Source organism: Chromobacterium haemolyticum (assembly GCF_002081825.1).
GTDB classification, from domain to species: domain Bacteria; phylum Pseudomonadota; class Gammaproteobacteria; order Burkholderiales; family Chromobacteriaceae; genus Chromobacterium; species Chromobacterium fluminis.
In genome coordinates this window covers 1-10,781 of sequence record NZ_MUKU01000065.1, presented here as the reverse complement: position 1 = coordinate 10,781, position 10,781 = coordinate 1, and the positions used below count along the sequence as shown (strand labels likewise).

Genomic DNA, 10,781 nt, shown 5'->3' with positions numbered 1-10,781 from the left:
AGTTTATGTCTGGTGGCCATAGCGAGGTGGTCCCACGCCTTCCCATCCCGAACAGGACCGTGAAACGCCTTAGCGCCGATGATAGTGTGGCATTCGCCATGTGAAAGTAGGACACCGCCAGACGCCCCATTGCGAAGCCCAGCTCACACGAGCTGGGCTTTATGCATTTGCGCCTCGGCGCCACAGCCAAGCCTCCCCATGGGAGGCTTTGGCGTTTCCAGAGCTCAGTAATAACTGACGACCAATTGGCCGCGCTGGCTGTTTTTGGGCGTGGCGATGCTGAAGCTGCGCTGGTTGTCGCTGCGATCCAGGTCGTAGCCGTTGGCGGCGGCCTGGCTACTGGATTTTGCGTCGGCGTTGGCCCGTACGGGAAGGCTCTCGCCGTTGGCCGCGAGGGCCTGGATGTGGACCGGCGCTTTGCATTTGCCGACTTCCAGCCGGCTGGGGCCATTGAGGCGGTTGGGCGCGTCGAGCGCCATCGGACATTGGGCCTCGACGATGCGGCCGCTGAAGATGATGACGCCGCCGTCGGCCAGTGCGACCGACGACAGCAACAGGCAAGCCATGGCGGCAAGCGACGCTGTTTGTTTCATATGGATACCCCGTTTGATCGGATAAGCTTGTTCCCAACGGCTCTGGCGGCCGCTGTGGCGGTGTGGCCTTCTAGGTATAGGTGGTATCCAGTTTGATTCCAGCAAAAAATTAATATGTTAAAGCTGAACTTAATAGTAAATTTCTATAAAAGTTATAAATCAGCGGTTTATTAATTCAATATTGTTTAAAATTTGCGCGACAAAAGCCGCTCTCCGGTTCCGGATGAGCGGCTTTTTGCATTGGCGCGACCAGAAGGGCGGGTGCTCAGCAGGCCAGGCTGGCGCGTTGTTCCTGCTCCCGTTGGCGTTCCGTTTTGATGATTTTGTAGATCCACTGCAAGGAGACGCCGTAACGACGCGCCAGCTCGGCGTGGTTGCCGCCGGTGAATTCGCGGTAGATCTGCTGGTCGCGCTGGGAGGATTTATAGGACAGACCAATGGGGAAATAGATGTTCTGTCCGCCCCAGTGCTTGGCCATGCGTTCGGCGATTTCCTGGCCCAATTGCTCCGCTTGTTGCTGCTCGGTGTTGGCGAGCTGCTTCAGCGTCATGGCCACGTGTTGGGCCAGATCTACGAGCAGTTCCGGTCCTTTGCTGCGAAAGCGTGCTTGCATGGCGTTGTCCTTTTGCGGCGGTGTCGATGAAGGACATTATCGTCGCCTTCGCGCGCGCGGCCTGGATGACGCGTGTCAGCGCCGGCGGGGAATGTCGGCGGCCGCTTTTCTGTAAAGCGCGTTAAAAGACCGTCAGGACGCTGGCGGCGCATCCTTGCCCTCGTTCGATGGCCAGGCGCCGTCGGTAACCGCCATTGCGAGTGATCTCGCCTTTCTTCCCACGATGTCCAGGAGCCCGCCCGTGGCCAGCACTTCCCAAATCGTTGACGCGCTGTTGGCGCGTTTGCGCGGCGCTTTGCCGTCATTGAGCGTCGAGCATTGCGCCGCGCCGGCCGATTACCGGCTTGAACATCCGCAAGGCGCGCTCTTGTTGAGCTATCGCGGCAGCCAATTCGCCTTGCCGCGCGATGTGGCCGGCGTTTGCCAGCAGCGCACGCTGCAGCTGGAGTTGACGCTGCTGCTGCGGCGCGCCAACGCGCAACTCAACGATACGGAAGCGCTGGACGCGGCGCGGAGCGCCTGCCTGGGATTCCCCGCGCCGGATTGCCGACCCGTCTGCTTGTCGAGCGAAACTTTTTTGGGCTTCAGCGACGGCATCGCCCGTTACGTCATTTCGCTGGCTGCCGACACCTGGCAGGTGGCGGAGGCGGCCATTGGACATGAGCCTGTGTTAACCGCAGTCACTAAGGAGGAGCAATCATGAAGTACTTGTATTCCGGGCCGATCAGCGGCGTCACCCTGGCCGACGGCCAGGAAATCATGTTGTTTCCCGGCGCCAAGGTGGACATGCCGGAGCAGCACGATTACACCCGCATGCTGCTGGCTTTGCAGCACCTGAGCCCGCTGCCGGCCGCGGCGGAACCGATCTCCCCTAGCGCTGAACAAGGAGTTTGAGCATGGCAGCCAATTATCTGCATGGCGTGGAAACCATTGAAGTCGAACGCGGCGCGCGCCCGGTGCGCACCGTCAAATCGGCGGTGATCGGCCTGATCGGCACTGCGCCGTTGGCGCCGGAGGCGGCCAATACCCCGGTCTTGTGTTTGTCGGAAAAAGACGCGGCGGCCTTCGGTCCGCAACTGGCCGGCTTCACTATTCCGCAAGCGCTGAACGCGATCTACGATCACGGCGCCGGCACCGTGGTGGTGATCAATGTGCTGGACCCGGTGTTGCATAAGAGTTCGGTCCCCAGCGAGGTTGTGACGCTGGACGCGGCTACCGGCCAAGGCAAGACCGCCAAGGCAGCGTTGCTGAATGTGATGGTGAAGAGCGCGGACGGAGCCACGACTTATGTGCCCGGCATCGACTACCTGTTGGATGCGGTCAACGGCAAGATTACCCGTCTGAAAGACGGCGCCATCGCCGCCGGCGCGGGCCTGAAGGTCACTTACGATTATGCCGACCCGGCCAAGGTTACCGCCGCCGACATCATCGGCGCGGTCAACGCCGCCGGCAACCGCACCGGCTTGAAGGCGCTGCAAGACACCTATAACCGCTTCGGTTTCTTCGCCAAGCTGTTGATCGCACCGGGCTTTTGCACCCAGAACTCGGTGGCCAGCGCCATGGTGGCCATGGCCGACAAGTTGGACGCCATCGCCTATGTCGACGCGCCCATCGGCACCAGTTTCGCCCAGGCGCAAGCCGGCCGCGGCCCGGCAGGCGGCATCAACTTCAACACCTCCAGCGACCGCGTGCGCCTGTGCTATCCGCACGTCAAGGTGTACGACCCGGCCACCAACGACACTCGCCTGGAGCCGCTGTCGGCCCGCGCCGCCGGCCTGCGCGCCAAGGTGGACAACGACAAGGGCTTCTGGTGGTCCAGCTCCAACCAGGAACTGGCCGGCGTCATCGGCGTGGAGCGCCAGCTGACCGCGATGATCGACGATCCGCAGTCCGAGGTGAACCTGTTGAACGAGCAGGGCATCACCACGGTGTTCTCCAGCTTTGGCTCCGGCTTCCGTCTGTGGGGCAACCGCACCGCCGCCTGGCCCACCGTCAGCCATATGCGCAACTTTGAGAACGTGCGCCGGACCGGCGACGTGATCAATGAGTCGATCCGATATTTCAGCCAGCAGTTCATCGACATGCCGCTGAATCAGGCCACCATCGACGCGCTGGTGGAATCGGTGAACGGCTACGGCCGCAAGCTGATCGGCGACGGCGCGCTGCTGGGCTTCAAAGCCTGGTTCGACGCGGCGCGCAATCCGGAAACCGAGCTGGCCGCCGGCCATCTGCTGATCAGCTACAAGTACACGGTGCCGCCGCCGCTGGAACGTCTGACCTTTGAGACCGAGATCACCTCGGAATACCTGTTGAGCCTGAAGGGAGGCAATTGATCATGGCAGGCAAGATTGAAATCAACCGCATCACCAACGCCAACATCTACATCAACGGCAACTCGCTGCTGGGCCGCGCCGAGGAGATCAAGCTGCCGGACGTGTCCGCCATCATGCAGGAGCATAAGGCGCTGGGCATGGTGGGCAAGATCGAACTGCCGGCCGGTTTCGACAAGCTGGAGGGCGATATCAAGTGGAACTCGCTGTACAAGGACGTGGCCAAGATCATCGCCAATCCGTTCCAGGCGGTGCAGTTGCAGGCCCGTTCCAGCATCGAGACCTACGGCGCGCAGGGCCGCCTGCAGCAGGTCAGCCTGGTGACCTTCCTGACCGTGATGTTCAAGAAGAACCCGCTGGGCACTTACAAACAGCATGAAAACGCCGATTTCAGCTCCTCCTTCTCCGCCACCTACATCAAGCAGGTAGTGGACGGCGAGGATGTGCTGGAGCTGGACTATCTGGCCAATATATTCCGGGTGGGCGGCAACGACATGCTGGAACTGTATCGCCGCAACATCGGCGGCTGATGAAGGGCTGGCCGCCGGCCGGCTTGTCGACAAGCTCCCGTTTCCATGAAGGTGGGCCCGGCTTGGCCGGGTCCGCCGGAGCCGCGGCGATTCAGTTTGTAGGCAAGCTGGCTGGCGCTTTCAAGCCTTTCCCTAAAGGGCTTTAACAGACCCGCCGGGCCGTAAACCGGACAATGAAGTTCATCAACCACGTAGCCCGCGACCAAGGAGCTCCCATGAAGATCAAACTCAAATACCCGTTCACCAATGCCGCCGGCGAACGTTTGGACAGCCTGGAAATCAGCCGTCTGAAGCGCGCCGATCTCAAGGCCGCCAGCCATCACAGCCAGGACGACGCCGACCAGGAGGACTTCCTGTTCGCGCGCATGACCGGCCTGACTCTGGAAGACATCGACCAGCTCGACATCGCCGACAGCCGCGCGCTGGCGGACTGCTTTCGCGACATGGTGGGCGTCTCCGACGACGCTTAAAGACTTCGACGAAGCGCTGCTGACCGTGCTCGGCCTGCCGCCGTCGGAAATCGACGCGCTGGCGATGGACGACTACTGGTTTTGGTGCGAGGTGGCGGAGCGAGAGGTCGAGCGCCGTCACGAGCGCGAACAGCAGTAGCGGGATCGAGACTGATTTTTCCTGAGCCGCGCGTTCGCGCGGCCCGGGGCCGGCCCGTCCGTCAGGACGAGCGCCGGCCCCACCCTGAGCTGCCGGCCTTGGCCTGGCGGCCCTTCCTCCTCACTCTCACAGGCTAACACCATGGTAAGCGAGTTTTTCATCGGTCTTAAGGTGGGAGCGACGCTGTCCGGGGTCTTCGACAACGCCTTCCGCTCCGCCCGCGCCTCCTTGGACGAATTGGGCAAGACCAGCTTGCGCCTGCGCGACCGCCAGCGCGAGCTGAGCGACAGCGTGGAGCGTTCCCGCAAGGCTTTCGCCGCGCTGGATCTGCCGCAGCTGGAGCGCGACCACCACAAGCTGGAGCTGACGCTGGACCGTTTGCGTCAGCGGCACGACGCCTGGCTGGACAGCGTCAAACGCGGCAAGGGCGTCAAGCTCGCCCTGCCCGGCGTGTCTCAGGTCAGCGAATTGGTGGCCAAGTGCCGCGTCGAGCTGCAGGCCTCGGTGAAGGTCAAGGCGGTGATCGAAGTGGAGCAGCGGGTGCTGGAAAGCCAGGAGCGGCAAAAAGACGCCACCTGCAATCCTCGGCCGCCGACCTGCCCAAAACGGCCGACTCCCCGCGGCGACGGCGACGGCAAATCCAAAGACGCGCCTCCCGATCTCGAATCCACCCTCAAGCGTCTGCGCACGCCCGGCATCCAGCGATGGATAGGCGTGGCCGACGCTGTTCAGTTGTCCTCGCGCTGGCTGTCCGACGCCGCCGGCAAAACCCACGAAGTCTTATCCAAAGGCCTGGGCAATAAAGCGCTGCGCTATGTGCACGGCAAGCTCAACCCGCTGCTGGGCGGCAAGCTGCCCAGCGTGGACGCCATGCTCGGCGCGCTGGAGAGCACTCGAGACGCCGGCGACGCCATCGCCAAGGGCGCGGCCAGAGTGGGCCGGGCGCTGCGTCGTTACGCCGATGCGCCAGGCAGTGTGCTGGCCAAGATCGCCGCCGCCAGCGAGGCGCTGTTGAAAGAAGACGGCGCCAAGGCGGCCGCGCCGGGCAAGGCGGGAGGCGCGGGGGCAAAGGGCAAGGCCGGCGGCGGCAAGATCCGCTCCGCCATCCGCCTATTGCAAGGCCTGCCGGCGCCGGACGCCACGCCCTTGATCGAATTCAACGACAAGGTGGGCAGCATCAGCCGCGATGTGGCCAAGGCGGCCGGCACGGTGCACAAGACCTTGTCGCAAGGCATGGGCAATAAAGCGTTGCGCTATGTGCACGGCAAGCTCAATCCGCTGCTGGGCGGCAAGCTGCCCAGCGTGGAAAGCATACTTGGCTCGGTGAAAGCGCTGGAGGAAGGCGCAAGCAAGGCCGGCGAGATCAGCGACAAGGTAGGCAAATCGCTGCGCCGCTATCAGGACACCAAGGGCGGCTTGCTGAGCAAGCTGTGGGCCGCCGGCACCGAATGGTTCAAGGAAGACAAACCGGGCGCCACCCAGAGCCAGGCCGACAAGCCGGGCGACTGCATGGAGGCCAAGTCCGAGTGCTGCTGCTGTTGCTGCCAGCCGGTTACGTGTGACCTCGACAAACCCGGCGACAGCATGGACCCGGACCGGGACGAGCGCAAAAAGGAAGACAAGCGCGATAAGGAGAAAAAGGACAGCCGGCGCGACAGAGACCGCAAGGAGCGACGACCCAGACCCAAGCCGCGTCCCAAGCCCAGCCCGAAACGGAGGCCCAGTCCGAGACCTAAGCCCAGTCCGAAGCCGAATCCCAGAAGGAGCCCGCGTCCGCGGCGTTTGCCCAAGGGCCGCGGCTTGCCCGGCGGCATCGGCGACCTGTTCCGCCGCGGCGCGGCCTTGGCCAAAGCCGGTGTCAAAGGTCTGGGCAATGCGCTGAAGCCAGTGCCGGGCATGTTGCGCGCTGGCGCGCAAAAGACGGGAAACTGGCTCAAGAGCTTGCCGGGCAAGGCCAAGGCCGGCGCGCAGAGCGCGGGCAAGCTGGCCAGAGCGGCGGCCCAGCGGGCGGCGCCCTTGTTGAAGGCGGGGGTTGGCGTGGCCAAGGCCGGCCTCGGCATCGGCAAGGAAGTGTTCAAGCGCACCGGCGGCCTGCTCAAGGCCGGCATCGCCGGTTCGGTGATCACGGTGATGGAGGCCGGCCAGGAAGCCTGGAACGTCGGCAAGTCCAACCGCAGCCAGACAGAGAAGAACAAGGAGTACTGGAAGATAGGCGGCAAGGCCGGCGGCTCCATAGGCGGGGCGGCGATGGGCGCGGCCATCGGCAGCATGATCCTGCCCGGCGTCGGCACCCTGGTGGGCGGCGTCATCGGCCACTTCGCCGGCAAATACGCCGGGGAATGGGCCGGCGGCAAGGTGGGCAACGCCATCCACGGCGCGCCCATGCCCGGCAAGGCCAAGCCGCCGCCCGCCGCGCCACCGCCTGCGGCCACCCAGCCGCTGTCGCGGCCGCCCAAGGTGGATTTCAGCAAGCCAGAGGGCAAGCGCGGCGGGGTCAGCGCGGAAGTGACGGCCAGCGTCTCGGTGTCCGCCCAGGCGGAAGTGCGCGCTCGGCAGCTGCAACGCCTGCAACAGGGCGGCGCGGCGGCCAAGGCGCCGGCCAAGAACGCCGGCGGCGGCATGAACGTCACCTTCGCGCCGCACATCACTGTCACCGCCAGCGCGGCGGCCACGGTGAAGCAGCAGGTGCAGCAGGCGGTGCAGTTGTCCTACGCCGAGTTCGAACGCCTGATGCGGCGCTACGAGGCGGACAGGCAACGGCGCAGTTACAGCGCCCGCGCTTGAGTCGCGGAGCCCGGCGCGCTCGCGCACCGGGTTCTCTTTCCACCCATTCGGAGGGCAACCCATGTACGCGGTACTGGGCAATATCGAGTTTGATCTGATCAGTTATTTCGACGGCCTGGAACAGCGCAGCGGCAGCGACTTCGCCGAACACGGCCGCATCGGCGGCAAGCCGGTGCTGCAATTCGTCGGCGACAAGCTGGACGAAATCCGCATCGACCTGGTGCTGCACGCCGCCTACTGCCAGCCGGACGAGGAGCTGCAAAAGCTGCAGGCGGCGCGCCAGCAGCACCAAGCCTTGGCGTTTGTGCTGGGCAACGGCGACTACAAAGGCCGCTTCGTCATCGCCGAACTGCAAAGCACCGGCCGCCAGACCGACCGCAGCGGCAGCCTGCTGGCGGTGGAGGCCCAGCTCAGCCTACGCGAGTACGGCGGCGACGCCCCGCCTAAACCCAAGCCGGCGCTGGCCAAGGCCGCGGCCAGCCTGCCCGCGGGCAAGCTCAAATTGCCGGCCGGGCTGGAGCGCTTCAAGGCCGATATCGCCGGCCTGGCCAAGACCGTGGCTCAAGTGAAAAGCGTGGTGGGCAAGGTCAAGACCGTGATCAACACCGCGCGCGAGCTGCGCCAGCTGGCCGGCCGAGACCCGGCCGCGGCGCTGGAAAAGCTGCCCGGCCTGCTCAAGGAGGTGCAGGCGCTGGCCCCCGGACTGCAAGTCAGCGGCGAGCAGATGGCCAAGTTCGAGCAATACAGCAAGCTGGCCGGCGACGCGGTGCGGGTTGGCCAGAGCCTGCAGCAGGCCAAGCTCAATATGACGGCGATGGGCCGGCTGCTGACAGGCACCCCGGCCGGCCAGGTGTTGGACAAGCTGGCCGCCTGCGAAGAAATCAACGGCCGCTCCGAAGTGGCCTTGCGCGAACTGGCCGAGCCGCTGGCCGGCTTGGCCGCCAAGGCCGCGGTGCGGCGCATCCTGAGGTGACGCCATGTTCCTGAACCATGTGACCCAAGAAAACGAACGCTGGGACCAGATCGCCTGGCGCTATTACGGCGATGTCGGCCAAATGGCGCAACTGATCGCCAACAATGCCCACATCCCCATAGGCGAAACCCTGCCCGCCGGCCTGACCCTGGCCATTCCGGTGCTGGAGGCCGCGGACAGCGAGGCGCTGGAGCAATTGCCGCCGTGGAGGCGCTCATGAGCGACAGCCGCGCGCAGGAGGTGCCGACTCCGGCCTTCGAACTCAGCTACAACGGCAAATCCATCACCGCGGACATTGCCCGCCACGCGCTTAGCGTCAGCTATACCGACCACCTGAGCGGCGAGTCCGACGAACTGGACGTGGAGTTGGAGGATGTGGACGGCCGCTGGCTGGACGGCTGGTATCCGGACAAAGGCGCCACGCTGGCGCTCAAACTGGGCTATCGCGGCGCGGCGCTGGTGGCGGCGGGCAGCTTCGATATCGACGAAGTGGAATACCGCTCGCCGCCGTCCACCGTGCGCATCCGCGCGCTGGCCACCGGGGTGCAGCATCCGCTGCGCACCAAGAACGGCCGCGCCTATGAACAGATCACCTTGCAAGCGCTGGCCCAGCGCATCGCCAAGCGCCACCGGATGAAGCTGCAGGGCAAGATCGAGACGGTGAACATCGACCGGCTGACCCAGTATCACGAAACCGATCTGCAATTCCTGCAGCGGGTGGCGGACCAGCATGGCTATGTCTGCAAGGTGATGGACAACAACCGCAAGCTGGTGTTTTGGAAGCGAAGCGATCTGATGCAGAGCGCCAGCGTGCGCCGTTACACCCCGGCCCAGCTGATGGCCTGGCAGGCGCAGGACCAGCTCAGCAAGGTGCCGGCTCAGGTGGATGTCAGCTATCACGATCCGGCCAAGCGCGCGCTGCGCACCGCCAGCGTGCGCGCCGACGCCAAGGCGCCGGGCGGCAAGGCCAGCAGCGCGGATATCGTCAAGCTCACCCGCAAGGCCGCCGGCAAGCGCCAGGCCGAGCAGATGGCCGCGGCGGAACTGGAGCGCCGCCAGTTGGACCGCACCCGGATGTCCATCACCGTGGACGGCTCGCCGCAGCTGGCCGCCGGGAGCAATATCGATCTGGACGGTTTCGGCAAATTGTCCGGCCGTTACCAGATTCAGCGCGCCAGCCACCGCATCAGCCGCCAGGACGGCTATGTCTGCGAACTGGAACTGAAACGGGTGAGCGCCGGCGCCGCCCAAAACAAAGCAAACGAGAGGAGCAAGTCATGATGGACGTACCCCTGCCGGAAGCGCTGGCCACCCTCAAGTTCGGCAGCGTCTCCGCCGTGGACGCCAATACCCAGCGCGTGCGCGTGCGGCTGCCGGAACTGGGGCGGCTGCGCACCGCCTGGCTGCCGGTGCTCAGCCGCAAGAGCGGCCGCGACAAGGACTACTGGCTGCCGGACATCGGCGAGCAGGTGGCGGTGCTGCTGGACGCGCGCGGCGAGGACGGCGTGGTGTTGGGCGCCATCTTCTCCTCCGCCGACGCGGTGCCGGTGGCCAGCGTCGATAAATGGCATCGCCGCTTCGCCGACGGCGCGACGCTGGAGTACGACCGCGCCGTCCATCAGCTCACCGTCAGCGGCGGGGTGCAAAAAGTGGTGGTGGAAGCCGGGGCGGAAATCGTCCTCAAGGCGGGCGCCAAGGTCAGCATAGACGCGCCGGCCACGGAAATCAGCGGCACCCTGCTGGTCAAGGGCCTGCTCACCTACCAGGGCGGCCTGAGCGGTTCCGGCGGCAGCGGCGCCAGTTTCTCCGGCAATATCAGCCAGAGCTGCGGCAGCTTCAACAACGCCGGCGGCGACGTGGTGGCCAGCGGCAAGAGCCTGGCCGGCCACGTGCATCCGGCGCCGGGCGGCATGACAGGCGGACCGGTGTAGGCGTCGCGTTTAGCCTAACCACAGGGTTAATAAGCCAGCCCCGACGGCGAGAGCCGTCGGGGCTGGCTTGCGTCTTGAGGCAAGGCTGTCAGAGCAAGCGGTTCAACTCGCTGGCCGCGTTCACCTGCATTGCATGCAGCGGCTCCAGCATGAAGGCGAGATGGCTGCCGTGAGCCCCTGCGTCCTCGCCTTGCCACAGCAACTGCAGGGCCGCGCTGAGGCTGTTGTTGGCGGCGTCCAGCTCTATCAGGTGGCGGCTGGCGATCTGGCGGATGGATTGATGACAGCGGCTCAACTCGTCTATCACCGCGTCCAGCATGCCCAGCTCCGCGTGTTGCTGGCGCAGCGCCTGCAATTGGGCGATGGCTTGTCCCAGCTGATGAGTGGGCTTGCCTTCGGCGGCGGAGGGGGTGGGGGG

General features: G+C 65.0%; 13 protein-coding genes and 1 rRNA gene. 11 read left to right on the top strand and 3 right to left on the bottom strand.

Going from position 1 to position 10,781, the window contains the following annotated elements; genetic code table 11:
- Positions 1-8: 8 nt before the first annotated feature.
- Positions 9-123, top strand: a 5S ribosomal RNA gene (gene rrf, locus B0T39_RS24390).
- A gap of 101 nt (positions 124-224) precedes the next feature.
- Here rrf and B0T39_RS24385 read toward each other — a convergent pair.
- Complete coding sequence (locus B0T39_RS24385) at positions 225-593, bottom strand: hypothetical protein (RefSeq protein WP_141111398.1); 369 nt, start codon at positions 591-593, stop codon at positions 225-227.
- 265 nt (positions 594-858) lie between these two features.
- Positions 859-1,206: a Mor transcription activator family protein gene (locus tag B0T39_RS24380; protein ID WP_081551297.1), complete on the bottom strand. Its 348-nt coding sequence runs from the start codon at positions 1,204-1,206 to the stop codon at positions 859-861.
- A gap of 241 nt (positions 1,207-1,447) precedes the next feature.
- On the opposite strand from B0T39_RS24380, the gene B0T39_RS24375 reads away from it, so the two are divergent.
- The 10 genes from B0T39_RS24375 (at position 1,448) to B0T39_RS24330 (ending at position 10,363) form a co-directional block, all read left to right on the top strand.
- Positions 1,448-1,909 carry a Gp37 family protein gene (locus tag B0T39_RS24375; RefSeq protein WP_176219656.1) on the top strand — a complete coding sequence of 154 codons (462 nt, stop codon included), beginning with the start codon at positions 1,448-1,450 and terminating at the stop codon, positions 1,907-1,909.
- Positions 1,906-2,100, top strand: a complete 195-nt coding sequence (locus B0T39_RS24370; RefSeq protein WP_081551293.1) for a hypothetical protein — start codon at positions 1,906-1,908, stop codon at positions 2,098-2,100. The genes B0T39_RS24375 and B0T39_RS24370 overlap by 4 nt, the downstream gene beginning before the upstream one ends.
- A 2-nt stretch (positions 2,101-2,102) precedes the next feature.
- The gene (locus B0T39_RS24365; RefSeq protein WP_081551291.1) at positions 2,103-3,539 is read left to right on the top strand and encodes a phage tail sheath subtilisin-like domain-containing protein; all 1,437 of its coding nucleotides are present in this window, start codon (positions 2,103-2,105) and stop codon (positions 3,537-3,539) included.
- 2 nt (positions 3,540-3,541) lie between these two features.
- A complete protein-coding gene (locus B0T39_RS24360) occupies positions 3,542-4,066 on the top strand; it encodes a phage major tail tube protein (protein ID WP_081551289.1) in 525 nt (174 codons plus the stop codon).
- 215 nt (positions 4,067-4,281) lie between these two features.
- On the top strand, positions 4,282-4,536 hold the full coding sequence (locus B0T39_RS24355) for a phage tail assembly protein (protein WP_019101636.1): 255 nt from the start codon (positions 4,282-4,284) through the stop codon (positions 4,534-4,536).
- 280 nt (positions 4,537-4,816) lie between these two features.
- Positions 4,817-7,459 (top strand): hypothetical protein, encoded by a 2,643-nt coding sequence (locus B0T39_RS24350; protein WP_081551287.1) that lies wholly within the window; start codon positions 4,817-4,819, stop codon positions 7,457-7,459.
- Positions 7,460-7,520: 61 nt separating this feature from the next.
- A complete protein-coding gene (locus B0T39_RS24345) occupies positions 7,521-8,432 on the top strand; it encodes a phage tail protein (RefSeq protein ID WP_081551285.1) in 912 nt (303 codons plus the stop codon).
- A 4-nt stretch (positions 8,433-8,436) separates the two neighbouring features.
- Positions 8,437-8,652 (top strand): tail protein X, encoded by a 216-nt coding sequence (locus tag B0T39_RS24340; RefSeq protein WP_043639107.1) that lies wholly within the window; start codon positions 8,437-8,439, stop codon positions 8,650-8,652.
- Complete coding sequence (locus B0T39_RS24335) at positions 8,649-9,713, top strand: phage late control D family protein (RefSeq protein WP_254894638.1); 1,065 nt, start codon at positions 8,649-8,651, stop codon at positions 9,711-9,713. Before B0T39_RS24340 ends, B0T39_RS24335 begins: the two co-directional genes overlap by 4 nt.
- Positions 9,710-10,363: a phage baseplate assembly protein V gene (locus B0T39_RS24330; protein ID WP_254894637.1), complete on the top strand. Its 654-nt coding sequence runs from the start codon at positions 9,710-9,712 to the stop codon at positions 10,361-10,363. Before B0T39_RS24335 ends, B0T39_RS24330 begins: the two co-directional genes overlap by 4 nt.
- Positions 10,364-10,451: 88 nt before the next feature.
- Here B0T39_RS24330 and B0T39_RS25770 read toward each other — a convergent pair.
- A partial coding sequence (locus tag B0T39_RS25770) for a hypothetical protein (RefSeq protein ID WP_176219655.1) occupies positions 10,452-10,781 on the bottom strand: 330 nt, incomplete at its 5' end.